Origin of the sequence: Prescottella sp. D32 (genome assembly GCF_037287305.1) — a bacterium.
Classification (GTDB): Bacteria; Actinomycetota; Actinomycetes; order Mycobacteriales; family Mycobacteriaceae; genus Prescottella; species Prescottella equi.
On sequence record NZ_JARBSW010000005.1, the window covers coordinates 61,957 to 86,172 of the forward strand.

The window sequence follows — 24,216 nt, forward strand, 5'->3', positions numbered from 1 at the left end:
CGCACGCGGGTACCTATCCACGGGAAACAGGTATGCCTACGCGTACTTCTACCGTCGTGGCCTTGCGTCCGTCTTGGAACTGTGGGAGCCGGACAACCCAAGCTTCACGAAGTCGAGGTCTCCCGATGCACGCTCAACTCACCCGCACCACCGCCGATGTGGACACCTTCACCATCGGCCGCTGCGACAACTGCGACGCCCTGCTCGCACCCGACGCGGCGATCTGTTCGTCGTGCCGCGGCACCGACATCAGCCGGGCACCCTCCGCCGGCAGCGGATCGATCGTCTCGTGGACTGTCATCGAGGTCTCGCCCAGCCGGAACTGCACCGACTTCACGCCGTACACGATCGCGATCGTCGCCCTCGACGAAGGGCCGTGGACGTACGCCTGGATCGCGGGGGCCCTCGACGAGAGCGAGAAGCGCGCCCGCGTCCGTTACGACCGCATGATTGCCGGCGAGCGGTATCCGCTGTTCGTCCGCCAGTGAGAACGAGACCTCGACGCGGACGAGTGGCCCGGGACTGCGCGTCCCGAGCCACTCGCCTGTCTCGAGCCTCTCGAATCGGCCCTTCGATCAGGGGCCCTCGGGGTTCCGACCGCCGTTCTGCTCACCCGGGCACGGCGACGTCAGCCCCGGCACGTACGGGAACGGCACGTTCTGGAAAGGCGGGTTCAGGCACTGGGCGGCAGGGGCCGGTTGGTACGGCGTGGTGAGCGCCACCCCGATCAGGCCACCGAGCGCACCCAACGAGCCCAGCGACCCCACACCCAACGACCCCAGAGCCAGCGGGGCGAGGATGCCCAGTGACCCGGCGTCCGCAGACCCCAGTGCCGCGGGCAGGATCGCGCTTCCGGTCAGGTCGCCCGCGCAGTCCGTGACGACTCGCGCGGCGTCCGGCGCCGATCTGACGGGCGTTCCCTCTGCGTCGCCGGTCGCCACGGCCGTGTTGGTGACGAGACACACGGCCTGATCCGCGTCCGTCACCTCGTAGTCGGCGGTGCACGTCACCGACTGCCCCGGGTCCACCGTGTCCGACTCGCACGTGACACCGGGCGCCCCGCCCGAACCGGTGAAGGCAGTCTCCTCCACGGCGATTCCGGAGACCGCCGTCGTCCCGTTGTTGGTCACGACGAATGTGTAGGTGACGGTGTCGCCCGATGCGAGTCCCAACTCCGGCGACGCCGACTTCGCGAGCGTGAGGACGCCGGCGGGAGGCTGGGCGATGCTCGGCGGGCCGGTGACCACCGTCGTCAGGGCGACCAGGGCGGTGAGCACGCCGACGGCCGAAATCCGGAGAACTGGATTACGCACTCTGGAAACTCCTTTTCGTCACACGAGGACAAAACGGGTTCGAACTCAGATGCCGCGCATTACAAGCGTTTCGGAACATACTGGATATCCGCACTCGACGCGCGCGAATGAAATCGGCTCACAGTTTTCCAATTCCCGGAAAAACACCCACACACGACGAAAACGGGCACGCCCCCGCAGTGCGGAAGCGTGCCCGTCCGACCTCCGGCGTCAGGCGACGTCGTCGAGCGATTCGTCCTTGGTCTCGCGCATGACCAGCAGCGACACGAACGTCAGGGCCGACGCGATCAACAGGTAGATGCCGACCCAGCCGACGCCGTAGCTCTCGGCGAGCCACGTCGCAATGAACGGTGCAACCGCCGCACCGAGAATGCTCGCGGTGTTGTACGCGATACCCGAACCCGTGTAGCGGACATTCGTGGGGAACAGTTCCGGCAGCACCGCGCTCATGGGGCCGAACGTCAGACCCATCAGCACCATGCCGATGATCAGGAACACCAGCATCCGGGCGTCGGTCATGCCCTCGGCCGCGAGCAGGACTCCGAAGGTCAGACCGAAGACCATCATGGCGGCAGTGATGACCAGCAGGGTGATGCGTCGGCCGTAGCGGTCGGCGAGCCAGCCGGCGACCGGGATCGTCGCCGCGAAGAACAGCACCGCCACCAGCTGCAGCACCAGGAAGTCCCGGTACTGGAAGCCCGCGCCGTACCCACCGTCGGCGGCGGTCTTGCCGGTGCCGTAGCTGAGCACCCACGTCGTCATGATGTAGAAGAGCGTGTACGTCGCGAGCATCACGAACGTGCCGATGATCAGCTGACGCCAGCTGGTCTTGAAGACCTGCTTGAGCGGAGTCTTGACCTTCTCGCCGTTCGCGACCGCGCGGGCGAACACCGGCGTCTCCTCGAGCTTGAGACGCACGTAGAGACCGATCATCACCATCAGCGCGCTGAGCAGGAACGGGATACGCCAGCCCCACGTGAGGAATGCGCTGTCGAGGTCCGGGTTCGAACTGCTGGTGTAACCGAGTGCCAACGTGATCAGCAGGAACAGGCCGTTGGCGAAGAAGAAGCCGATGGGGGCACCCAACTGCGGCCACATCGCGGCCCACGCACGCTTGCCGCTCTTCGCGGTCTCCGTCGCGAGCAGCGCGGCACCGGACCACTCTCCGCCGAGGCCGAGACCCTGACAGAAGCGCATCAGCGCCAGCAGCGCAGGCGCCCACAGTCCCACCGCGTGGTAGGTGGGCAGCAGGCCGATCAGGAACGTCGCGATACCCATCGTGAGCAGCGAGCCGACGAGTGTGGCCTTACGGCCGATCCGGTCACCGAAATGGCCGAACAGGATCGAGCCGAGCGGACGGGCGACGAACGCGAGTCCGAAGGTCGCGAACGACGCGAGCAGTGCCGTCGTGTCGTTGCCCTTGGGGAAGAACAGGTGCGGGAAGACCGATACCGCGGCCGTCGCATAGATGTAGAAGTCGTAGAACTCGATCGACGTACCGACCATGCTGGCCACGACGATGCGACTGCGCGGCACACCGGCCACCGTCCCGTCGTCGGGCGACGCCGACAACTCGTCCTGCCCGCGTTCGGCGGACTCCACACCCTTGCTCACGCGACTTTCTCCTGCACCACTGTCCCCCACGGGCCCCGACGGCGGCTTCCACTCAGTGGAAGCCCATCCCAAACCGTAGGATTTGAACACGTCGCGCGGACACGTCGCAACCACGGACGACGGACTGATCGGTTGCAAAGAGCGCGTTAAGATCTATGGAGGTGTGCCGGGAAGTCTGGTCGGCGATGTTCTGCCGTACCCGTCGAAACTCCTGGTGAGAGGCTTTCCTTGATTTCTGCCGCACGCTCCGAACTCGGCCGCTATCTCCGCACGGAGACGGTCGGCGGATCAATTCTCCTGATCGCCGCCGCGGTTGCGGTCCTGTGGGCAAACTCTCCCCTCTCGGACGCCTACACCACGCTTCGGGACTGGCAGATCGGGCCCAGCGCGATCCACCTGAACCTGTCGCTCGGCACGTGGGCGCAGGACGGTCTGCTCGCGATCTTCTTCTTCGTCGCGGGCCTCGAACTCAAACGTGAACTCGTCGTGGGTGAACTCGCCGACCGCAAGAAGGCGCTGTTGCCGATCATCGCGGCGTGCGGCGGCGTACTGCTGCCCGCGATCATCGCCGCCGTCGTCGGCGCCGGTGCGCCCGGCATGGACCGCGGCTGGGCGATCCCCGTCGCCACCGACATCGCATTCGCGCTCGGCGTCCTCGCCCTCACCGGTTCACGCATCCCGGCCAGCGCCCGCGTCTTCCTTCTCAGCCTCGCCGTGGTCGACGACCTTCTCGCGATCATCCTCATCGCGGTCCTGTTCACCGCGTCGATCGCGATGCTGTGGATCCTCACAGCGGTCGTGTGCCTGGTCGTCTACTGGTATGCGCAGCACCGCCGGATCACGACGCCGTTCCTGTACGTCCCGCTCGCGCTGCTGACCTGGTACAGCGTCCACGAGGCCGGCATCCACGCGACGCTCGCGGGCGTCGCACTGGGCCTGCTCACCCGGGTCCGCACCGATCCCGACGAGGAGTACTCCCCCGCCGCCCGGCTCGAGCATCGCCTGCAGCCGTGGTCCGCGGCCGTGTGCGTGCCGCTGTTCGCGCTGTTCGCCTCCGGTGTCCCCATCAACGGGGAGGTCCTCGGCGCGCTGTTCACCGACCGGATCTCGCTCGCGATCATCCTCGGCCTGCTGGTCGGCAAGACCGTCGGAATCTTCGGGATCTCGTGGCTGGCGATCCGGCTCGGGATCGCCACCAAGCCGCGCTCGCTCGGTTTCCGCGACATGTTCGCCCTGTCGGTGCTCGGCGCCATCGGGTTCACGGTTAGCCTTCTGGTGGCCGATCTCGCTCTCGCGGGTGTCGGCGACGGCAGCGAAGCGGACATCGCGAAGGCCGCGGTGCTCATGACGTCGTTGGCTGCGTCACTGATCGGATCGGCGCTACTGTTGCGACGCGGACGGGTCCATCAGGCCCGCGCCGCTGCCACCGATGTGTGAGGCCCACTCGCACGTCACAGCTACCCGCGCGTCAGAGCTACCTGGAGGGGTCGAGAAGTGAGTGTCACCAACGGCAGTGGAGTCACCGGAAACGGCAGCCGGGCGATGGGCGACGGGGTCCCGACGACGATCTCCTCGATCCCCCTGACCGATCCCCACAACCCCGAGACCGCCTCGATCGGCACCCTCGTGCGCGACGCGACCGCCCAGGTCTCGACGCTGTTCCGCGCCGAGGTGGAACTCGCGAAGGCCGAGGTGACCAGTGAGGTCAAGAAGGGCCTGCAGGGCAGCCTCTTCTTCATCCTCGCGCTGTCCGTGCTGGTCTTCAGCGCGTTCTTCTTCTTCTTCTTCCTCGCCGAACTGCTCAGCGTGTGGCTGGACCGGTGGGCGTCGTTCCTCATCGTCTTCGCGCTGATGCTGGTCGTGACCGGGGTGCTCGCGCTGCTCGGCTACCTGCGGGTCCGCAAGCTCCGCGCACCGAACAAGACGATCGATTCCCTCAAGCAGGCCGCCACGGTGCTGCCCGGCCAGCGTCCGGAGGCAGGCTCCCCGCTCGGCACCGGAACGGGCACCGCCGGCTGATCGTTGCCGAGGCCCGATCAGTGACCCAACCAGATCCGTCCACGGTCCGTTTCGACGGACCGTGGACCCATCGGGACATCCACGCCAACGGCATCCGTATCCACATCGCCGAGGCCGGCCCGTCCCACCCCGACGCCCCGCTCGTCGTGCTCCTGCACGGCTTCGCCGACTTCTGGTGGACGTGGCGCCACCAGCTGACCCCGCTGGCCGACGCAGGCTTCCGGACCGTCGCGGTCGACCTGCGCGGCTACGGCGACACCGACACCCCGCCCCGCGGCTACGACGGCTGGACCCTCGCCGGCGACATCGCCGGCCTGATCCGCGCGATGGGCCACACCGACGCGACCCTCGTCGGCCACGCCGACGGTGGCCTCGTCTGCTGGGCCACCGCTCTCCTGCACCCCCGGCTGGTGCGCTCCATCGGCCTGGTCAGTTCGCCGCACCCGATCGCGCTCAAGGACGCCGTGCTGCGCGACCGCCGTCAGCGACGGGCCCTGCTGCCGACGTTCCTTCGCTACCAGGTGCCGTGGCGTCCCGAGCGGCGGCTGCTGCAGGACCAGGGCGCCGAGGTGGAGCGTCTGTTGCGCGCCCGATCAGGGCCGGCCTGGGTGCAGTCCGACGAGTTCCCGGAGGTCGTGCGCCGACTGCGGTCCGCGATCCGCATCCCACGCGTCGCCCACTCGGCGCTGGAGTACCAGCGGTGGGCGTTCCGCAGCCAGTTCCGCCCCGACGGCCACCGCTTCATGACGGCGATGGATCACACGTTGCGGATACCTGTCCTGCAGATCCACGGCGACCTGGACCCGTACGTGTCGAAGCCGACCGTCGAGCGGTCCACCCGGCTCGCGCCCGGCCAGCAACTGCACTCGATCCCGGAGGTCGGCCATTTCGCGCACCAGGAGGCGCCCGCCGAGGTGACCGCGGAACTACTGCGTTTCGCCCTCGCGTCACGCTGACCACCACCTGACCCGGCCCTGAGCCGGGTCAAGTGATGCAGACGCCCGTGCCCACGGCGGCGCGGGACTGCCCGGCCTGCTCGAGCTGGCGCGACACCTCGTCCGCGGTGAGGACGAAACCGGTGTCGCTGTCGTCGACCGCGGCACCGAAGACGACGCCCAGGACGCGTCCCTGCTCGTCGACGAGCGGTCCACCCGAATTGCCCTGACGGATCGACCCGCGCACCGTGTACACCTCGCGCTCGACGTTGCCGGAGCGGTAGATGTCCGGTCCGCGCAGGTCGAGGACCTCACGGATCCGGGCGGCGCTGGCCGTGTAGGGGCCACCGCCGGGGTATCCGAGCACGATCGCACTGTCGCCGGTGCGTGCCTTCTCGGGGGCGAACTGCAACACCTCCGCGGTGAGCCCGGGTACGTCGAGCACCGCGACGTCCACCGCCGGATCGAACAGCACGACGTACGCATCGAGGGGGCCCGCGGCCGTATCGACGGTCACCGACGACGTACCCGCCACGACGTGCGCGTTGGTCATCACCCGTTCGGGGCCGACGACGAAGCCGGATCCCTCGAGCGCCTTCTGGCAGCTCGGCGCGGCGCCGCGGATCCGCAGGACACTCGACTGCAGCTGCTGCGCCACCGGGCTCGCGAGCACGCTGGCGTCGGGCGGCTCGACGTTGGTGATGGGCGTCCGGCCGAACGGCCCGATGACGTCGGGCAGACCGGACGTGTCGAGCAGCGCCGAGAACTCGCTCGGCACGTTGCGCAGCCAGTCCGGTGCCACGTCGTCGACGGTGCTGAGCACCTTCGATCCGCGTACCGCGGTGGCCACGTTGGCCTGGGTCGAGGTGGCCAGCGGGATGGCGAGCAGCCACGCGGCGACGAGGACGGCCGTGAGCTGAAGTCCGGCGCCGACGACGCTGTCCACCGACCGCGCGACCGGGCTGTGCATGCCGCTGCGGGCCGCGCGGCCCAGCACCATGCCGGCGACCTCGCCGATCACCACGAGCACGACGATCAGCGCGATGCCGGCGAGCACCCGGGCGCGCCCCTCGTCGACGTGGACCAGCACGTGCGGCGCGATGAGGATGCCGGCGACCGCGCCCAGCACGACGCCGAGGAACGCGAGTGCCGACGCGACCGCACCCTGCCGCCAGCCCGACGACGCGGCCAGCAGCGCAATCAGGATCACCGCCAGGTCGATCCATGCGGATCCGCTCACCGCTCCCCCTTCCGGGCCTGGTGTCCGAGGGTTCCGTCGTTGTCGTCCATCCCGGTCGCGACCCTGGTGAGCGTCGCGTCGAGGTCACGGACGTCGCGGTGGTCCCATTCGATCTCCCAACCGGACACCGCGAACAGTCCCGCGAGCACGCCGGCGGTGAAACCCCACACGAGCATTCCGTCCACCTCGAACGCCGGGCCCTGGTAGCCGGCGCGGTGCCGGACCTGGAACCGGTTGTCGGGGTCGATCAGGTCCCGCACGGGCACCCGAACCACGCGTTCGGCCTCGGCCACGTCGACGACGCCGACCGGGCTGGGATCGCGCCAGTAGGCGAGCACCGGCGTGACGTCGAAACCGGACGGCGGGATGAACAGCTGCGGCAGCGTCACGAGCGGCTGCACGCCGCTGCGTTCCAGACCGGTCTCCTCCTCGGCTTCGCGCAGAGCCGTGTCGACCGGGCCGTCGTCCTCCGGGTCGGCCGCGCCGCCGGGGAAGGCCACCTGGCCGCTGTGCTGGCGCATCGTCGACGCCCGCTGTGTCAGCAGCACGTCGGCGTCGGCGGGCAGTCCGCCGACGGCGAGGGGATCGGACTCGGGCGAGCCACCGAACAGCACCAGCACCGCGGCGGGCCGCACGGCGGCGCCGTCGGGGGCGCGCCGGTCGAGCACCGGGTTGACGCGGTTGGGGTCCGCGGGCGGGGTGTGCGTGACACCGCGCAACCACTCGGGTGCGGCCGCGGGGTTCAGCGGCGGATGCGATCGGAAGCTCATGCGGCGACGCCGAGGTACTGCTGGACGACGTCGGCGATCTCGTCGACGCTGCGGAACGGCTGCGGCAGGATCTTCGCCACGGTGCCGTCGGGACGGATCAGCACGGACACCGGCAACACGGCGGGTGATCCGACGGCGGCCTGGACGCGTGCCGACCCGTCCTGGACCCCGGGCAGGTGGACGTCGTACTCGGCGAGGCGTGCGAGGGCGTTCGCCTCGTTTGGATCGGTGTGCACCGTGAGAACGGTAACCGCGCTACCGGCCCGATCGGCGTACTGCTGCAGATACGGCAGTTCCTCCCGGCACGGTCCGCACCAGTAGGCCCACAGGTTGAGCAGGACCGGCTTGCCCGCCAGTGCGGCGGCAAGGTCGACGCGGCTACCGTCGCCGACGCATTCGAGGGTGATGCCCTCGAGCACCGAGCCGTCGGGGGCGGGACCGCCCGGCGCCGGGCACGGTTCCAACTCGGCGTCGGCGCGGGCCGCGGCCAGCGCCTCCGGGGTGTCGGCGCCGCGCCGCTCCTGCTGCGACGCCGATCGGTCCGCACCGGGGTAGCCGCCGACGTCGACGGACTCGTCGTCGCCGCGCGGCCAGATGGCGACGATCAGCCCCACCACCACCACGAGCGCGACGAGGCTCCAGCGCGCACCACTCGACATCCGCATACTGCTCACATACCTGCCAGTTCGAGAAGGTGTTCGGTCTCGGGGCCCTTCACGAGCGCGGCCGCCGCGACCTTGTCGGTGGGGCCGGTGCCGTAGGAGGGGCAGTCCTTGGCGAGCACGCACACCCCGCACGCCGGTTTGCGCGCATGGCAGACCCGTCGTCCGTGGAAGATCACGCGGTGCGACAGATCGGTCCATTCCTTGCGTTCGATGAGCGCGCCGACCGCGTGCTCCACCTTCACCGGATCGGTCTCCTCGGTCCATTTCCAGCGTCGGACGAGCCGCCCGAAGTGGGTGTCGACTGTGATTCCGGGCACGCCGAAAGCGTTACCGAGAACGACGTTGGCGGTCTTGCGGCCGATGCCCGGCAGCGTCACGAGGTCCTTCAGTTTGTTCGGGACCTCGCCGTCGTATCGCTCGAGCAGAGCCTGCCCGAGGCCGATGATCGAGGTCGCCTTGTTCCGGTAGAAACCGGTCGACCGGATGTACTCCTCGAGCTCCACGCGATCGGCCTCGGCGTAGGCGCGGGCGTCCGGGTAGCGGGCGAAGAGGGCGGGAGTTACCTGGTTGACCCGCACATCCGTGCACTGTGCCGACAGGATTGTCGCGACCGTCAACTCGAGGGGCGTGGTGAAGTCCAGCTCGCAGTAGACGTGCGGGAAGGCGTCCTTCAGGCGGCGGTTCATACGCCGGGCCCGGCGCACCAACGCCAGCCTGGACTCACCCGACGAGACAGGTTCTGCGTCCGATTTCGGTCCGCCGGCTGGGGTCGCATGCACCCCGACAACTCTACGGACTCAGCGTCCGATCGGATTCCGGACCGTGTCGCTTCTGAGACCTTCGTTGTGTTTACTTCCGCATATGCAAGGTCTGGCTGTGGTGCTGTTTCCTGTGCTGCTGATGCTGTTCGCACTGGCAATGGAGCGCGTCGAGTTCCGGCTCCGCCGACTCACGGTCCGCGAGCAGGAGGTCGAGGAGTTCCTCGACCAGGCGAGCCAGTCGGAGGTGGCGACGCTCGCGTCCGAGGGGTTCCCGCACGCGCTGGCCCGTTTCAACCGCCGGCGTCGGCGCAGCGACGACGGTGACGAGGACCTGCCCGCCCGCCGCGCCAGCTAGACGGGCCTCCGCCTCCGGTCGGCCCATGACGTGCCGACGGTAGGTTTTCCTTCCGACGGGGTATCCGCGGTCTCGTGACCGGAACCAACGCCCCACCGACCACCACCGGGGCACCGTCCCCGCAATTGCGCCGCTCAGTCGGCGGCGTCCTGCTGTTCGTGTTCATCATCGGCGACGTGCTGGGCGCCGGGATCTACGCCCTCGTCGGGGTGATGGCGGGCGAGGTCGGCGGGGCGGTGTGGGTGCCCCTGCTCGTGGCACTCGCGATGGCCCTCACGACCGCGGCGTCGTACGCCGAACTCGTGACGAAGTATCCCGAGGCGGGTGGAGCCGCGGTGTTCGCCCGGCGCGCCTTCGGTTCGGACACGATCTCCTTCCTGGTCGGCTTCGCGATGCTCGCGGCGGGCGTCACGAGCGCTGCCGGACTCGCGCACGCCTTCGCGGGCGAGTACCTGGGGACGTTCGTCGACCTGCCGGTCCTGCTGGCGGCCCTGGGATTCCTCGCCGTCGTCGCGGCGGTCAACGCCCGAGGCATCCGCGAGTCGCTGCGCGCGAACCTGCTGATGACGGTGATCGAGGTAGGCGGGCTCGTCCTCGTCGTGGTGCTGGCGGCGATCGTGCTCGCCCGCGGGGACGGCGAGCCCGGACGTCTGCTCGAGTTCGATGCCGACCGAGCCCCTGCGATGGCAGTGCTTGCCGCCGCGCTGCTGGCGTACTACTCGTTCGTCGGCTTCGAGACCTCGGCGAACATTGCCGAGGAGGTGCGCGACGTCCGCCGCGTGTACCCGCGGGCGCTGTTCGGTGCGCTGCTCACGGCCGGCGCCGTCTACGTGCTGGTGGGGATGGCGGTCTCGATCGTGCTGCCGCCGGAACAGGTGGCCGCGTCGACGGGCCCACTCCTGGAGGTCGTGTCCGCCACGAACCTGGGCGTGCCGGACCGGTTGTTCGGTGCGATCGCACTCGTGGCCGTCGCCAACGGCGCGCTCCTGACGATGATCATGGCCAGCCGCCTGCTGTACGGCATGGCCTCGCACGGTCTGGTGCCGTCGATGTTCGGGCGGGTGCTGCCGCGGCGCCGCACCCCGTGGGTGGCGATCCTCGCGACGACGGCGGTGGCGATGGTGCTGTGCACGACGAGTTCTCTCGACGCCCTGGCGGAGACTGTCGTCCTTCTCCTTCTGTTCGTGTTCGTGAGCACCAACGTCGCGGTTCTGGTCCTGCGCCGCGACCGGGTGGGCGAGCCTCACTTCCGAACACCGACGGTGCTGCCGATCCTCGCGCTGCTGACGTGTGTCGTGCTCCTGACGCAACAGAGCGCCGCCACGTGGCTGCGGGGCGCGGTGTTTCTGGCACTGGGCCTCGGCCTGTATGCCCTGGCCCGGTTCCGGTCGCGGCGCACCGACCCGGAGGTGACGTCGTGATCGTCGGCGTCGTCGCGGATCCCGGTTTCTCGACCCGGCTGGCGCAGATTCTCACCGACCGGCTGCCCGAATTGCTGCGGGCGACGCCACTCGACGCGTCCGCCGAGGTCGACGTCGAGAACGTCGCGCTGACCCTCCCGCCGGCGACCGACGGCTCCCCTGCGCTCGACGAGTGGTTCGACGTTCTTCAGCACAAGTTCGACCTGGTCCTCGTCGTTTCCGAGATGCCCCGGCGACAGGCGTCCCGGGCCGTCGTCGCCGAGGTCTTCCGCGACCGGATGTGCGTGTTCTACACGCCGTCCTTCGGCGTGCTCGGGACCTCGCGTCGGCTGCTGCGCACCGTCGCGGATCTGCTGCCGCACCTTCTCGGGACGGGCGCGTCCGGGCCTGCACCGGCGGGCACCCGTTGGGTCGCCGACGCGGACGGCGGCGGCCGGCTGGTGTCGACGTCTCCGCTCGGCCGGGTGCGGCTGGTGGCCGGGATGGTGCGGGGCAATCGTCCGTGGCGGCTGATCCCGGCGCTGTCGGGAGCCTTCGGCGCGGCGAGCGCGGCATCGGCGTTCGGTGTCTTCTACGCGAGCATCTGGCAGATGGCGGCGTCGATGAGCGTCACCCGGCTGACGCTGGTGACACTGGCCGTCCTGGTGGCGGTCAGCACCTGGCTGATCGTGCCGAACGGACTCTGGGAGCGCCCGAATTTCCGCAGCACCCGCGCCGATCGCGTGCTGTACAACTCCGCCACGCTCGGCACGGTGGTGGCGGGCGCGGTCTGCATGTACGGGCTGCTCCTGCTCGCGGTGATGCTCGCCGCCGTGGTCGTGGTGCCGGACGACTATCTCGCGGAGCAACTCGGCGCGCCGGCGACCCTCGCGACCTACGTCAAACTCGCATGGCTCGCCGCCTCGCTCGGCATCGCCGCGGGTGCGGTGGGTTCGACGACGTCGGACCGCACCGAGATCCTCCGCGCGACGTACGGGCGCAGGGAGGTCGAGCGACGTCAGGCCGCCGACCGAGAAAAGGACGCGGAGACGTGATGGAATGTCCCGGAACCCCGTACGCTCGGTCCGCCGGCTCTTGTCGGCTCCGTGGACGCGACATGGACACCGACTCGCAGAACTCTCCGTGGTGTCCGTGACTCGTCACACAGGCGCGGCAAGTAGACTTTGTGTGCGTACTCGTTGCATGAGACTCCAGTCATGTGCAGCAACTTGCATCGATGAACAGTTTTTCCCAAAGGAGCGCACGTGGACGAGGTCCTGGCCAGAGCCGGCATCTTCCAAGGAGTCGAGCCCTCGGCGGTGGCTGCACTGGTCAAGCAGCTTCAGCCCGTCGATTTCCCGCGCGGGCACGTCATCTTCAACGAGGGTGAGCCCGGTGACCGGCTGTACATCATCGTTTCCGGCAAGGTGAAGCTCGGCCGTCGTTCGCCGGACGGCCGCGAGAACCTGCTGACGATCATGGGCCCGTCCGACATGTTCGGCGAGCTCTCGATCTTCGACCCGGGTCCGCGCACGTCGACCGCGACCACCGTCACCGAGGTCCGCGCCGTGAGCATGGACCGGGACGCCCTCAAGTCGTGGATCGACCAGCGTCCGGAGATCGCGGAGCAGCTGCTGCGCGTCCTCGCGCGCCGCCTGCGTCGCACCAACAACAACCTCGCGGACCTGATCTTCACCGACGTCCCGGGTCGTGTCGCGAAGGCGCTGCTGCAGCTCGCACAGCGCTTCGGTACGCAGGAGGCCGGCTCGCTCCGCGTCACCCACGACCTGACGCAGGAAGAGATCGCCCAGCTCGTCGGCGCTTCGCGCGAGACCGTGAACAAGGCCCTGGCCGACTTCGCGCACCGCGGCTGGCTGCGCCTCGAGGGCAAGAGCGTCCTGATCTCCGACTCGGAGCGGCTGGCGCGCCGCGCCCGCTGATCGCGCGAGCGACAGCACCGAACGACTCGAAGCCGCCCGATCCCACGTGGGGTCGGGCGGCTTCGTCGTTCGCCGGACGCCGCACTATGCGCAATCGGGCATATCTCGACCCGAATTTCGCATTCGACAGGCATTCGGTATGCCCCAGAGGATGAAACGGTGACCGACCCGCAGATCGACGTGGACTACAACGTCCGCAACACCGTCTCCCCCGAATTGTTCGACGCGACCGTCGAGGAGTATCGACAGCGCTCACGGGAGACCGTCGACGGTCTCGACGGCTTCGCCGATGTCCGCTTCGACCCCGACAGCACCGAACGACTCGACGTCTGGGGAGTCGGGGGCGCCCTGCGCCCGGTGTTCGTGGCGATCCACGGCGGGTACTGGCGGGCGCTGTCGCGGCATCACACCGCCTTCATGGCGGGCATGCTCGCCGACGCGGGCATCGCCACGGTCGCCGTCGACTACGGACTGGCACCCCACACACCGCTCGAGGAGATCGTCCGGCAGGTCCGGGCCGCCGTCGCCTGGGTGTACCACCACGGCGCCGAGCACGGTCTCGACCGGAACCGGATCGTCGTCGGCGGCAGTTCCGCCGGCGGTCATCTGACCGCCACCACGATGGTGTCCGGGTGGCAGGCCGAGTTCGGGCTTCCGGACGACGTGGTGCGCGCGGCGATGCCGATCAGCGGACTGTTCGACATCCGACCGCTGGTCGATTCGTTCGCCAACGAGTGGCTGGGTTTGGACGACTCGCGCGCGAGCGCGCTCAGTCCGATGCTGCAGACCGACCGGGTGGGCCCGCGTGCGGTCGTGGCCGTCGCCGAGCACGACGGCGTGGGGTTCCTCGAGCAGAGCCGGAAGTTCCACGAGGCGTGGGCGCGGCGGTCCGAGAGCGAACTGCTGGTCGTCCCGGACCGCAATCACTACGACATCTTCCTCGATCTCGCAGAGCCGGACTCGGCGCTCGGCCGCGCTCTGCTCGGCCTGTTCGCCGGACTCGAGCAGGCATAGTCGGACCCGCGAAATCCACTTCACCGCAATACGGTTGCGCTTTGCAACCACCAAATCGCTGACGGTATACGTGGGATTCGGCCGTCGCTAGGATTCCCCCATGGACATGCCCAAACTGCTGGACGGGCGCCTCAAGCTCCGTCACCTGCTGCTCGTCGACGCACTCACCAGCCAGGGCAGTGTCGTCGCGGCGGCCGCGGCCCTGCATGTCACCCAGCCGGTCGCGACGCGCAGCCTGCACGACATCGAGTCCATTCTCGGTGTCTCCCTGTACGACAGGGGTCCGCGCGGCATCACGCCGACGATCTTCGGGGAGGCGTTCACAGCGCACGCCCGGGCGGTGATCGCGCAGCTGACGCAGGCCGGTCGACACGTGGTCGAACTCGCCGACGCCGACCGCGGAACCGTTGTCGTGGGAACACATCTCGCCGGTTCCAACGTCCTGCTGCCCGGTGCGATCGCGCGGCTGAAGAGGGAACGTCCACTGCTCACCGTGGTGGTCCGGGAAGGCACCCCGGAGGTGCTGCTGACCGAACTGCATTCGGGGCGTATCGATCTCATCGTCGGCCGGCTCACCTCACCCACCGACGAGATGGCGGTGCGGCGCACGCTGTACGCCGAATCGGTGGAACTCGTGACGCGACGGGGGCACCCGCTGGCCGGGCGGAGCGGCATCGAGCTGGGTGATCTGACGCAGTACCCGTGGATCCTGCCGGGTGTCGAGACGGCACTGCGCCGCGAACTCGAAGAGTTCTTCGCCCGCAACAGTCTCGCGCTCCCCGAGAATCGGGTGGAGGCCACGTCGTTCCTCACCGTGCGTCAGCTGCTCATCGAGACCGACATGGTGGCGGTCCTACCCAGCCTCATTCCCCGCGACGACGTCCGTCTCACCACGCTGCCGATCACGCTGGACCCGATCGGCCACAGCGTCGGCATCACGCTCTCGGCCGGACGCACCCTCAGCCCGTCGGCGTCCGCGCTGGTGGACTTCCTCGCCGAGTTCGCGGCCGAGATCGCGCCCGCCCGCAACTGACACGCCCAACGAGTCGGAGCCGCCCACCGGGTGGTGGACGGCTCCGGTTCCCCCGACAGCGATCAGGCGGGGACGGCTGCGGGTTCTTCGTGCTGCAGGCCGCGCGACGAGTCCGGCACGACCCGGAACAGGGCGATCGCGCCCACCAGGCTGATGGCGCAGACGGTTGCGAGGTACCACGTGACGCCGACGGACGATCCGGTCGCGTCGAGCAGCGCGGTGGCGATCATGGGCGCCAGGCCGCCGCCCAGGATGGCGCCGCTCTGCAGGATCAGCGACGACCCCGAGTAGCGCACCTTCGCGGGGAAGGTGTCGGCGATGATGCTGCCCTGCACGCAGTGCGTGACCGGGACGATCAGGCCCATGCCGAGGAACGCGATGACAGCGATCACCGAGTTCTCGGTGTTCAGCAGCGGGAAGAACACGATGCACCATGCCAGGATCGCGGCGGAGCCGGCGATGAACATCGTGCGGCGTCCGTGCTTGTCGGCGACCTTGGTCCACACCGGAATCGACGCGAACCACAGCACCGCGGCGGCCGTCACGCACAGGATCAGGAACTGCTTGTCGTAGCCGAGGTGCTGACTGCCGTAGGACAGCGAGAACACCATGAAGGCGTACGCGACGGCGGAGTTGGCGAGGACCGCGAGGAGGGTGAGCGACAGGCGGGGGAAACCGACCTTCAGCGACTCACGGAGCGGGAACTTCGACACCGCGTTGTTCTCGACGATCCCGGTGAACGACGGCGACTCGGTGACCCGCAGGCGGATGACGAGACCGATCGCGACGAGAACGAAGCTGAGCACGAACGGGATCCGCCAACCCCACGACGCGAACGCACTGTCCGACATCACCGAACTGATGGTGAGGAAGATGCCGTTCGCCAGCACGAGCCCGGCCGGGGTACCCATCTGGGGGAAGCCGGCGTAGAGGTTCTTCTTCCCGGCGGGGGCGTGTTCCATCGACATCAACGTCGCCCCGGCACCCTCACCGCCGAGCCCGATGCCCTGTACGACGCGCATCGCCACGAGCAGGATCGGCGCCCACACTCCGATCGCGTCGTAGTTGGGGATGAGGCCGATCAGGGTCGAGCCGATGCCCATCATCACGAGCGAGACCACGAGCGTCGCCTTACGGCCGATGCGGTCGCCGAAGTGGCCGAACACCAGGCCGCCGAGCGGGCGGGCGATGAATCCGACCGCGAACGTGCTGAACGCGGCGAGGGTGCCGGCCGTGGGGCTCAGGCTCGGGAAGAACTGCTTGTTGAAGATCAGTGCGGCGGCGGTGCCGTAGAGGAAGAAGTCGTACCACTCGAGCGTGGTGCCGGCCAGGGTCGCCATGGCGACACGGCTGCGCGCGGCCGCTGCGGGGGCAGGGCCCCGGCCTCGTGTCGTGCTGTCGGTCATCGCAGATACCTATCGGTGTCGGGGGAGGCGGTCGGATATCCGAGATCCGTTCTTCGCCAGGAGAATCCGGCGGCCTTGTCGGCCTCGTACGGAAGATTCTGTACCCGTGAGACATGACTCACAAATGCCGAATCGGCCGCCGGGTATCTCAATTCGGCTATGCCTCGGGCGTTACGAGAGCCCGAGGAAGCGCTCCGCGTTGCCGCGCTGGATCAAATCCCGCGAGGCCTCGTCCAGGAACTCGCTCTTGCGCACGACCTCCCCCACCGGCCGCTCCCCCAGCGGGTACGGGTAGTCGCTGCCCACCATCACCCGGTCCACACCGACGGTGTCGACGAGCAGACGCAACGCGCGGTCGTCGAACACGACGGAGTCCACGTAGAAGCGGCCGAGGTAGTGCGACGGCGGCATCTCGGACGTGCCGATCACGTCGTTGCGGCGATGCCAGGCGTTTTCCATCCGGCCGAGCCAGAAGGCGAACGACCCACCGCCGTGGGCGAACCCGATCTTCAACCGGTCGTCGATGCGATCGAAGACGCCGCCGAGGATCAGCGCGAGGATCGACAGGTGCGTCTCGGCGGGCATCGCGGTGAGCCACTGCGCCATCCAGCGGTTCAGGCGCGGCGACGAATCCATGTCCCAGGGATGGACGAACACCGGGACGTCCAGCGACGCACAGTGCTGCAGGAAGGTCACCACGCCCTCGCTGTCGAGGTCACGGTCACCGACGTGGTTGCCGATCTCGACTCCGCGGTGTCCGTTGGCGACGCAGCGCTCCACCTCACGGCAGGCGGCGTCGGCGTCCTGCAACGGCACCTGGCAGAACGGGATCAACCGGTCCGGGGCGGGGGCGACGATGTCGAGCGCGAGGTCGTTGAAGATGCGTGCGATCCGTTCGGCCTGCGCGCCGGTGCGGCCGTAGTTGAAGAAGGCCGGTGTCGGCGAGACCACCTGGGTGCGGACGCCGTCGGCGTCCATGTCGTGCAGTCGGGTCTGCGCATCCCAGGCGTCGGCCTGGATCCGGCGGAACTCCTTCGAGCCCATCATGATGACGGCCTCGGCCTCGCTCTCGACCCGCAGCCACGGGGCGTCGGGTCCGGCGTCGGCGGTCAGGTCCGGCCACCCCTTGGGGACGTAGTGGGTGTGGACGTCGATGATGCCGCTCACGTCAGCCCTTCCCGGGGTGCAGGGTGCCGCAGTTGTCGCACGTGCGGGCCTGCTCGTCCTCGTAGAACTGCACGAACACCGGCGGCAGGTCGGCGACGATGTCGCGCACCTGCAGTTCGATCTCGTGGATCAGGTTGTTGCACTCGAGGCAGTACCACTGGAACTTCTCGAGGGTGCCCTCGCGGCGCACGCGCTCGATGACCAGTCCGATCGAGCCTGCGGTGGGGCGCTGCGGCGAATGCGGCAGATTGCCGGGGAGCAGCCAGGTCTCACCCTCCCGGATGTGCACGCGCTGCGGGCCGTCCTCGGTCATCACGTCCACGTGGATGTCGCCCTCGATCTGGTAGAACCACTCCTCGTACGGGTCGAGGTGATAGTCGGTGCGCTGGTTGGGTCCGCCGACGACCTGCACGATGAAGTCGTCGCCCAGCGCCATCGTCTGGTTGTTGACCGGCGGCGCGAGCAGGTGCCGATTCTCGGCGATCCACTTCTGGAAGTCGATGACGGGCGGGATGACGGTCATGAGCGGTCCTCCGAGTCGGCGGTGTGGGTACGGCGGTGGGCGGGCACGTATGCCACGCCCTGGATCTCGATGAGCAGGTGCGGATGCGGAAGCTGGTGCACCGCAACCGTGGTGCGGGTGGGACCGGTCTCGTCGAACAGCTCGGCGTACACCTCGTTGTATCCGCCGAAGTCGTTCATCGACACGAGGTACGACGTGACCTGCACGAGATCGCTCAGATCCGCGCCGACCTCGGCGAGGATCGACCGGATGTTCTCGATCACCGCACGCGTCTGGGCGCGGATGTCGAGGTTCGTCGTACCCATCTCGTCGACCTCGACGCCGACGAACGTGTTGTCCGGCCGGCGCGAGCTGGTCCCGGAGACGTAGACGAAGTCGCCCGCGACCTTGACGTGCGGGAAGCGCCCACGCGGTGTCGCGAGGCGTTCGATGACCTTGGCTGCGTTGTCGCTCATGCGATTCCCTCCACGGTGACGCTGCCCAGCGCCGCGATCTCGCAACGCGCGACACCGGCAGACAACGGGATGGCGGCGGTCGCGGCGCCCGCAAGGACGACGTCGCCGGCACGCAACGGGATACGCCGACGTCGGCACATGTCGAGCAGCGCGTGCAGCGCGTTGACCGGATCGTCGAGGATCGCGGCGGTCGAGCCGTCGACGGCCTGCCCTCCGGCCTCGAGGTGCACCGCGAGGTCCCCGGCGGACCGCATGGACTGCCACGGTCCGATCACGTACGCCGCTGCGGACGTGTTGTCGGCGACCACGTCGGTGTAGGTGAACCGGAAGTCCCGGTAGCGGGAGTCGATGATCTCCATCGCGGGAGCGACCGCGTCGACGCAGGACTCGATGTCGACGGCGGGGTCGTCGAGATCGATGTCCCGCGCCAGTCGGTACGCGACCTCGGGCTCGATCTTCGGGTGGATGAACCGGTGCAGATCGACGCGGCCGCCGTCCTCGACGCACATCGCATCGGTGAGCCGGCCGACGATCACGTCGGACACCCCCATCTGGGCCATCTTCGCTTTGCTCGTGAAGCCGAGCTTGACGCCCACGAGGGTCTCCCCGCGGCCCAGACGTCGAGCGACCAGCGCCTCCTGGATGCGGTAAGCGTCGTCGATGCCGAGTTCGACGTCGTCCGCGAGGCTCAGGGTGTCGTGCACCCCCGCCTGCGCATCGTCGAGACGCTCGGCGAGCGATTCGATCTGGCTGCTGCTCAATACATTCGATGTCACTGTTATCGACTCCTGGGGGTTACAGCGCCACGCACACGTTGGTGGGCTCGGTGTAGAAGTGCAACGACGATTCGCCGCCTTCGCGCCCGATGCCGGAGAGCCCGACACCGCCGAAGGGAGATCGCAGTTCGCGCGTGAACCAGGTGTTGACCCAGGAGATTCCGACGTTCATCTTCTGCGCGACACGGTGTCCGCGGCGCAGGTCGTTGGTCCACACCGACGCGGCCAGTCCGTACTTGGTGTCGTTGGCGAGGGCGATCGCTTCCGCCTCGGTGTCGAAAGGCACCAGCGCGGCGACGGGCCCGAAGATCTCCTCACGCAACACGGGATCCTCGTTTGTCAGCCCGGCCCACAGCGTGGGCTCGACCCACGAGCCGAACGCGAACTCCTGCCCCAGATCCGGGATCCCGCCTCCGGTGAGGACTTCGGCGCCGGCCTGTTCGGCCATCTTGAAGAAGCTCATCACCTTGTCGCGATGCCCCTGTGAGATCAGCGGCCCGGTGGTGGTGCTCTCGTCCTTCGGATCGCCCAGACGCAGCTGCCGGGCCCGCTCGACGAGACCGGACGCGACGTCGTCGAAGATGGAGCGGTGCACGTACACCCGCTCGGTGCACAGGCACACCTGGCCGGTGTTCGTGAAGACGGACTTGGTGAGCCCGGTGAGCGCCTCGTCGAGGTCGACGTCGTCGAAGACGATCGCCGCATTCTTGCCGCCGAGCTCGAAGGACACCGGGCGCACGCGCGGTGCGACGGTCTTCATCACGTGCGAGCCGGTCGCGGAGGATCCGGTGAAGGTGACGCCGTCGATCCCGGTATGGGTCGTGAGGTACTCACCGGCGGAGTTGCCGCCGAAGCCGTGCACCACGTTGTACACGCCGGCAGGCAACCCCACTTCGGCCAGGACCTCCGCGAGCAGCGTCGCGGTGGCGGGAGTCTCCTCGCTGGGCTTGACGACCACGGCGTTGCCACACGCCAGAGCGGGCGCCACCTTCCAGGTGAGCAGGAGCAGCGGCAGATTCCACGGCACGATCACCGCGACCACCCCGAGTGGTTTGCGGACCGCGTAGTTCAGCGCCTGCCGCCCGCCCGCCAGATCGGTCATGAACGATTCCTGGCCGGCGGCGGCCGCGACGTCGGCGAACGTCCGGAAGTTGGTGAGCGCCCGCGCCACGTCCAGCTCCCGCGCCTGGGTGATCGGCTTGCCGGTGTCCGCCATCTCGGCCGCGACGAATTCCTCGAAGCGCTCCTCGATACGGTCTGCGGCGCGGCGCAGCAACGCGGTGCGCTCGCGGACCGGGGTGTCGGCCCAGCCGTTGTCGAGGGCCCGGCGTGCGGCGTTCACGGCGCGATCGACCAGCGCCTGGTCGGCCTCGTGCACCTGGGCGAGGACCCGCCCGGTCGCGGGATCGACCTGGTCGAATCCGCGTCGCGGATCGGGGTCGACGAAGGTGCCGTCGACGAAGTTACGGATCCAGCCGTCGAGGGTTGAAGTCATGGCTCAATCGTCGAGCCCGAATCCATACCGAACAAATGCCAAAACGGCCTTCCGCCATGCCCTCGTCGGCATACGTCCCGGCAGGACGATCGAACAGCAGGCCCTTCAGTGCTCCGACAGCTCACTCATGATCCCGTCCAGCAGTTTCGCGAGCCCGAACTCGAACGCCCCGTCCGGATCCGCGGGCGCCTGGTACAGCTCGCCGACCGCGGAACCCACTCGTGACGACAACGGGAACAGGTCCGGCAGTACCGCCGCGGCGAACATGGGCCCGTGCACCTCCCACCACTGCTCGTCGCTCAACTGCCGGGCGGCGTCGATCGCCGCGACCGCGACGCGGGCGTTGCCGGTCGCGAACTCCGACAGCACCGCGATCACCCGGTCCATCGCGACGTCCGACAGGCCGATGCCCTCGATGGCGGCCAGCTGCAGTTCGTAACGCCGCATGCTCCCGGGTCCGAGAACCAGCCGCCAGGGCGGCACTTCCAGGAGCCACGCGTGCGCGATGATTTCGGCACGGATCCGGCGGGCGATGACGGCCATCCGTTCACGGGGCGGGAGCTCGCCCGGGATCGGGGCGTCCTCGCCCGCGACCGTATCGACCATGAGGACCGTGAGGGCATCCTTGCTGGGAATGTAGGTGTACAGGCTCATCGGTCGCAGCCCCAACTCGGCGGCGACCGCGCGGATGGACACGCTCGCGTAGCCGTCCCGATCCGCGAGGGCGACGGCCGCGTCGACCACCGCGTCGACGCTGACGGCCTGCTTGGGGCCGCGTCTGGTCGGCCGTGGCGGCAGGTGGTGACGCCACAGCAGGTCCACCAGCTGTCTCGCCTGCTCAGCGGCACTCTCTTCGCTCACGGAGGCCCTTCGGAACAAATCCAGTACGGTGTACGTTGTCAGAACTCCGTACACCATACGCCACATGGAGGGGTTCCCCTGCTCAGCACACAGGCCACCTATCTGCCGGATCGACACATGTTCGCGCTCTGGACGTGGGCGGGCCGCGCCGCCGGTCGGGCTCCCGGCGTACCGGGCGACCGCGAAACCCTCACGCTCGCGCTCCCGGTAGGGGTGGGGGGCGCGCTCGAGCCCGCAGAGGTGGATGCCAGGCTCGTGGAGGTTGCTTCCCTCGGTGATCTGACCGTCGAAGCGGCGGGCGAATCGGTGGCGCTCTGGCGGGACGCGGTGCGCGCCACCGAACTCCCGGCCGACGCGGACGGCACGACACCGCCGCTGCCCATCGCGGCCCATGCGGTGCCGAACGCCTCCCGCACCGCGATCGTGTCGGCCGGTCACGCCTACCGCGTGTTGCGCGCGGCCGAAGCCGTCGCCGCGGAGTTGAGTGCGAGCCTGCAGGCACAACTGCGGCCCTATCAGGCCCGGGGCACAGCCTGGCTGCGGGAGACCGTCCGGACGCACGGTGGAGCGGTGCTCGCCGACGAGATGGGACTCGGCAAGACCGTGCAGGCAATCGGCTTCCTGCTCGGCCGGGCGGAGACCGAACCCCAGCTCGTGGTCTGCCCGACGTCTCTGGTGGGCAACTGGACGCACGAAATCGGGCGGTTCGCGCCGGGACTGCACCCGGCGGTGTGGCGCGGCGGGAACATCCCCGACGATCCGGGAACCGTTGTCGTCGTGGGCTACCCGACTCTGCGAACACACGCCGCCACGCTGGCGGGACAGCGCTGGCGCACGGTGGTCTTCGACGAGGCGCAGGCGCTGAAGAACCCGCGCACCCAGATCTCCAAGGCCGCACGGGCGCTGGACAGCGCGGCCAAGGTGGCGCTCACCGGCACGCCGGTGGAGAACCACCTCGACGAGCTGTGGGCGCTGGTGAACCTGGTGTCCCCGGGCGCGCTCGGGCATCGGGCACAGTTCCGGCGACGGTTCGTCCAGCCGGTCCGGGACGGCTCGGTGGCAGCGGCGGCCCGCCTGCGCGACACGATCGAGCCGATCGTGCTGGCACGCAGAAAGGTTCAGGTCGCCGCGTCACTACCGCCCAAGATCCACAACGATCTGCTGTGCGATCTCACAGCCGAGCAGGAGGAGATCTACGACGTGTTGCTCGCGGAGGCGGTCGACGACGGTTTCGGCGCCGGTATCGAACGTCACGGCCGCGTTCTCGCGGTGCTGACCGCACTGAAGCAGGTCTGCAATCATCCCGGACTGATCACCGGCGAAATGGATTCGCTGGCAGGCCGGTCGGGCAAGCTCGACCTGTGTACCGACATCGTGGCCACCAACATGGAAACCAGCAGTCCGACACTGATCTTCACCCAGTACCGCCGGACCGGCGAGATGCTGGTGCGTCATCTCGCCGAGCAGTTCGACGTCGTCGCGCCCTTCCTGCACGGTGGACTGGGACAGCCCGAGCGTGCCGAGATCGTGTCCCGGTTCCAGTCCGAGGACGGGCCACCGGCACTGGTGCTGAGTCTGCGCGCGGCGGGCACCGGGCTGACCCTGACCCGCGCCGCGGACGTCGTGCACTTCGACCGCTGGTGGAATCCCGCCGTCGAGGCGCAGGCGTCCGACCGCGCGCACCGGATCGGTCAGACCCGGACGGTCACCGTCACCACACTCACCTCGACCACCACCGTCGAGGAGCACATCGCGGGCATGCACGGTCGCAAGGCGGCGCTCACGGACCTCGAAGATGCGGCGGGTATCGCGGCACTCGCCGGCCTGGACGACGACCAGTTGATCAGATCCTGCGCCGCAAGAGGGAGAAATGATGGCGAACAACGAGTTCGGTTACACCCTCTGGGGAAGGGACTGGGTGCGGCTTGCCCAACCGCTGCGCCAGAGCGAGTCAGTGCGCCTGCAGCTGCCGCGCGCCCGCAGCCTCGCTCGCAACAACCTCGTGCAGGCCACGGTGGAGGGTCGGGTCGTGCACGCTTCCATCCATCGCGGCGGCGCGGCGTCGGTGACACGACTCGAGGTGGCTCCGCTCGGCAGGGCGTCGATCACTGCGGTGTCGGAGATCGCGCCGGACACCGCGATGCTCACCGACGACACGTATCGCGCGATCGTCTCGGCAGGCATCACCCTCGCGCCGGTTCTCGTCGACACCGACTGCTCGTGTTCGGCGCGCACGGCGACCTGCCTGCACGTGCTCGCGGTCCTCTACGAGATCGCCCGCCGAGTGGACGAGAATCCGCGACTCGCTCTGGATCTGCAGGGTTACGCGACCGCGGCACCGAGCGATTCGGAGAGCGCCGGGCCTCCCGCGCGCTGGACTCCCGTCGCTTCGCTGGATCCGGCCACGTTCTTCGGAGCCCGCTCGTCTGCCTCGCGCTGAGCGGGAGGACACCGCGAGTACGGCGCGCTGACCG

At 68.8% G+C, this 24,216-nt stretch carries 24 protein-coding genes and 1 pseudogene; 12 read left to right on the plus strand and 13 right to left on the minus strand.

Annotation, left to right across the window (positions count from 1 at the left end; genetic code table 11):
- Nucleotides 1-125: 125 nt before the first annotated feature.
- Nucleotides 126-488, plus strand: coding sequence for a Zn-ribbon domain-containing OB-fold protein (locus PSS76_RS19485; RefSeq protein WP_005515869.1), 363 nt, complete (start codon nt 126-128; stop codon nt 486-488).
- A gap of 87 nt (nt 489-575) precedes the next feature.
- On the opposite strand, the gene PSS76_RS19490 is transcribed toward PSS76_RS19485, so the two are convergent.
- Both PSS76_RS19490 and PSS76_RS19495 read right to left on the minus strand, forming a co-directional pair.
- Nucleotides 576-1,313 (minus strand): CLIPPER-2 domain-containing protein, encoded by a 738-nt coding sequence (locus PSS76_RS19490; protein ID WP_081122709.1) that lies wholly within the window; start codon nt 1,311-1,313, stop codon nt 576-578.
- Between the two features lie 210 nt (nt 1,314-1,523).
- On the minus strand, nt 1,524-2,885 hold the full coding sequence (locus tag PSS76_RS19495) for an MFS transporter (RefSeq protein WP_037085731.1): 1,362 nt from the start codon (nt 2,883-2,885) through the stop codon (nt 1,524-1,526).
- Between the two features lie 270 nt (nt 2,886-3,155).
- Between PSS76_RS19495 and nhaA the strand changes: the two genes are divergently transcribed.
- The 3 genes from nhaA to PSS76_RS19510 are packed head-to-tail and all read left to right on the plus strand — an operon-like array spanning nt 3,156 to nt 5,902.
- Nucleotides 3,156-4,364: a Na+/H+ antiporter NhaA gene (gene nhaA, locus PSS76_RS19500; RefSeq protein ID WP_005515873.1), complete on the plus strand. Its 1,209-nt coding sequence runs from the start codon at nt 3,156-3,158 to the stop codon at nt 4,362-4,364.
- Nucleotides 4,365-4,421: 57 nt separating this feature from the next.
- Nucleotides 4,422-4,946, plus strand: a complete 525-nt coding sequence (locus PSS76_RS19505) for a phage holin family protein (RefSeq protein ID WP_005515874.1) — start codon at nt 4,422-4,424, stop codon at nt 4,944-4,946.
- A gap of 20 nt (nt 4,947-4,966) precedes the next feature.
- On the plus strand, nt 4,967-5,902 hold the full coding sequence (locus PSS76_RS19510) for an alpha/beta fold hydrolase (protein ID WP_337456551.1): 936 nt from the start codon (nt 4,967-4,969) through the stop codon (nt 5,900-5,902).
- Nucleotides 5,903-5,930: 28 nt separating this feature from the next.
- Here PSS76_RS19510 and PSS76_RS19515 read toward each other — a convergent pair whose 3' ends face one another.
- Genes PSS76_RS19515 through nth form a run of 4 tightly spaced genes read right to left on the minus strand, consistent with a single transcriptional unit; the run spans nt 5,931 to nt 9,335 of the window.
- On the minus strand, nt 5,931-7,121 hold the full coding sequence (locus tag PSS76_RS19515; RefSeq protein WP_084848730.1) for a MarP family serine protease: 1,191 nt from the start codon (nt 7,119-7,121) through the stop codon (nt 5,931-5,933).
- A complete protein-coding gene (locus tag PSS76_RS19520; RefSeq protein ID WP_005515878.1) occupies nt 7,118-7,891 on the minus strand; it encodes an NUDIX hydrolase in 774 nt (257 codons plus the stop codon). Before PSS76_RS19520 ends, PSS76_RS19515 begins: the two co-directional genes overlap by 4 nt.
- Entirely contained in the window at nt 7,888-8,556 is a 669-nt protein-coding gene (locus PSS76_RS19525) for a TlpA family protein disulfide reductase (RefSeq protein WP_081122705.1), read from the minus strand. Before PSS76_RS19525 ends, PSS76_RS19520 begins: the two co-directional genes overlap by 4 nt.
- A gap of 5 nt (nt 8,557-8,561) precedes the next feature.
- Complete coding sequence (gene nth / locus PSS76_RS19530) at nt 8,562-9,335, minus strand: endonuclease III (RefSeq protein WP_037084682.1); 774 nt, start codon at nt 9,333-9,335, stop codon at nt 8,562-8,564.
- A gap of 82 nt (nt 9,336-9,417) precedes the next feature.
- On the opposite strand from nth, the gene PSS76_RS19535 reads away from it, so the two are divergent.
- From PSS76_RS19535 to PSS76_RS19560, 6 genes are all read left to right on the plus strand, one after another.
- A complete protein-coding gene (locus PSS76_RS19535; RefSeq protein ID WP_005515881.1) occupies nt 9,418-9,672 on the plus strand; it encodes a hypothetical protein in 255 nt (84 codons plus the stop codon).
- 74 nt (nt 9,673-9,746) lie between these two features.
- A complete protein-coding gene (locus PSS76_RS19540; RefSeq protein WP_005515882.1) occupies nt 9,747-11,093 on the plus strand; it encodes an APC family permease in 1,347 nt (448 codons plus the stop codon).
- Nucleotides 11,090-12,127, plus strand: coding sequence for a hypothetical protein (locus tag PSS76_RS19545; protein ID WP_013414736.1), 1,038 nt, complete (start codon nt 11,090-11,092; stop codon nt 12,125-12,127). Before PSS76_RS19540 ends, PSS76_RS19545 begins: the two co-directional genes overlap by 4 nt.
- 210 nt (nt 12,128-12,337) lie before the next feature.
- Entirely contained in the window at nt 12,338-13,012 is a 675-nt protein-coding gene (locus PSS76_RS19550; RefSeq protein WP_005515884.1) for a Crp/Fnr family transcriptional regulator, read from the plus strand.
- Between the two features lie 159 nt (nt 13,013-13,171).
- A complete protein-coding gene (locus tag PSS76_RS19555; protein WP_013414735.1) occupies nt 13,172-14,026 on the plus strand; it encodes an alpha/beta hydrolase in 855 nt (284 codons plus the stop codon).
- A 100-nt stretch (nt 14,027-14,126) separates the two neighbouring features.
- Nucleotides 14,127-15,059, plus strand: coding sequence for a LysR substrate-binding domain-containing protein (locus PSS76_RS19560; RefSeq protein ID WP_143524922.1), 933 nt, complete (start codon nt 14,127-14,129; stop codon nt 15,057-15,059).
- A 62-nt stretch (nt 15,060-15,121) separates the two neighbouring features.
- Here PSS76_RS19560 and PSS76_RS19565 read toward each other — a convergent pair whose 3' ends face one another.
- The 7 genes from PSS76_RS19565 to PSS76_RS19595 all read right to left on the minus strand — a co-directional run bounded on the left by PSS76_RS19565 (nt 15,122) and on the right by PSS76_RS19595 (nt 21,799).
- The gene (locus tag PSS76_RS19565; RefSeq protein ID WP_022593826.1) at nt 15,122-16,465 is read right to left on the minus strand and encodes an MFS transporter; all 1,344 of its coding nucleotides are present in this window, start codon (nt 16,463-16,465) and stop codon (nt 15,122-15,124) included.
- A 171-nt stretch (nt 16,466-16,636) separates the two neighbouring features.
- On the minus strand, nt 16,637-17,632 hold the full coding sequence (locus PSS76_RS19570; RefSeq protein WP_005515893.1) for an amidohydrolase family protein: 996 nt from the start codon (nt 17,630-17,632) through the stop codon (nt 16,637-16,639).
- A 1-nt stretch (nt 17,633) separates the two neighbouring features.
- On the minus strand, nt 17,634-18,155 hold the full coding sequence (locus PSS76_RS19575; RefSeq protein WP_005515895.1) for a 3-hydroxyanthranilate 3,4-dioxygenase: 522 nt from the start codon (nt 18,153-18,155) through the stop codon (nt 17,634-17,636).
- Nucleotides 18,152-18,610, minus strand: coding sequence for a RidA family protein (locus PSS76_RS19580; protein WP_005515897.1), 459 nt, complete (start codon nt 18,608-18,610; stop codon nt 18,152-18,154). Before PSS76_RS19580 ends, PSS76_RS19575 begins: the two co-directional genes overlap by 4 nt.
- Nucleotides 18,607-19,386 (minus strand): 2-keto-4-pentenoate hydratase, encoded by a 780-nt coding sequence (locus tag PSS76_RS19585; protein WP_081122698.1) that lies wholly within the window; start codon nt 19,384-19,386, stop codon nt 18,607-18,609. The genes PSS76_RS19580 and PSS76_RS19585 overlap by 4 nt, the downstream gene beginning before the upstream one ends.
- A 19-nt stretch (nt 19,387-19,405) precedes the next feature.
- Nucleotides 19,406-20,881 carry a 2-hydroxymuconic semialdehyde dehydrogenase gene (locus tag PSS76_RS19590; protein ID WP_064078549.1) on the minus strand — a complete coding sequence of 492 codons (1,476 nt, stop codon included), beginning with the start codon at nt 20,879-20,881 and terminating at the stop codon, nt 19,406-19,408.
- Between the two features lie 105 nt (nt 20,882-20,986).
- Complete coding sequence (locus PSS76_RS19595; RefSeq protein ID WP_337456601.1) at nt 20,987-21,799, minus strand: TetR/AcrR family transcriptional regulator C-terminal domain-containing protein; 813 nt, start codon at nt 21,797-21,799, stop codon at nt 20,987-20,989.
- 60 nt (nt 21,800-21,859) lie between these two features.
- Between PSS76_RS19595 and PSS76_RS19600 the strand changes: the two are divergent.
- Both PSS76_RS19600 and PSS76_RS19605 read left to right on the plus strand, forming a co-directional pair.
- Nucleotides 21,860-23,616 (plus strand): annotated as a pseudogene (locus PSS76_RS19600) (DEAD/DEAH box helicase).
- Nucleotides 23,616-24,182, plus strand: a complete 567-nt coding sequence (locus PSS76_RS19605; protein WP_337456552.1) for a hypothetical protein — start codon at nt 23,616-23,618, stop codon at nt 24,180-24,182. Before PSS76_RS19600 ends, PSS76_RS19605 begins: the two are co-directional and overlap by 1 nt.
- The last annotated feature ends 34 nt before the right edge of the window (nt 24,183-24,216 follow it).

Coding starts and splice junctions, on each gene's coding strand:
- PSS76_RS19485 (WP_005515869.1), top strand. CDS start 126: ATGCACGCTCAACTCACCCGCACCACCGCCGATGTGGACACCTTCACC.
- PSS76_RS19520 (WP_005515878.1), bottom strand. CDS start 7,891: ATGAGCTTCCGATCGCATCCGCCGCTGAACCCCGCGGCCGCACCCGAG.
- PSS76_RS19525 (WP_081122705.1), bottom strand. CDS start 8,556: ATGCGGATGTCGAGTGGTGCGCGCTGGAGCCTCGTCGCGCTCGTGGTG.
- PSS76_RS19535 (WP_005515881.1), top strand. CDS start 9,418: ATGCAAGGTCTGGCTGTGGTGCTGTTTCCTGTGCTGCTGATGCTGTTC.
- PSS76_RS19560 (WP_143524922.1), top strand. CDS start 14,127: ATGGACATGCCCAAACTGCTGGACGGGCGCCTCAAGCTCCGTCACCTG.
- PSS76_RS19565 (WP_022593826.1), bottom strand. CDS start 16,465: ATGACCGACAGCACGACACGAGGCCGGGGCCCTGCCCCCGCAGCGGCC.
- PSS76_RS19575 (WP_005515895.1), bottom strand. CDS start 18,155: ATGACCGTCATCCCGCCCGTCATCGACTTCCAGAAGTGGATCGCCGAG.
- PSS76_RS19580 (WP_005515897.1), bottom strand. CDS start 18,610: ATGAGCGACAACGCAGCCAAGGTCATCGAACGCCTCGCGACACCGCGT.
- PSS76_RS19590 (WP_064078549.1), bottom strand. CDS start 20,881: ATGACTTCAACCCTCGACGGCTGGATCCGTAACTTCGTCGACGGCACC.
- PSS76_RS19595 (WP_337456601.1), bottom strand. CDS start 21,799: ATGGTGTACGGAGTTCTGACAACGTACACCGTACTGGATTTGTTCCGA.
- PSS76_RS19605 (WP_337456552.1), top strand. CDS start 23,616: ATGGCGAACAACGAGTTCGGTTACACCCTCTGGGGAAGGGACTGGGTG.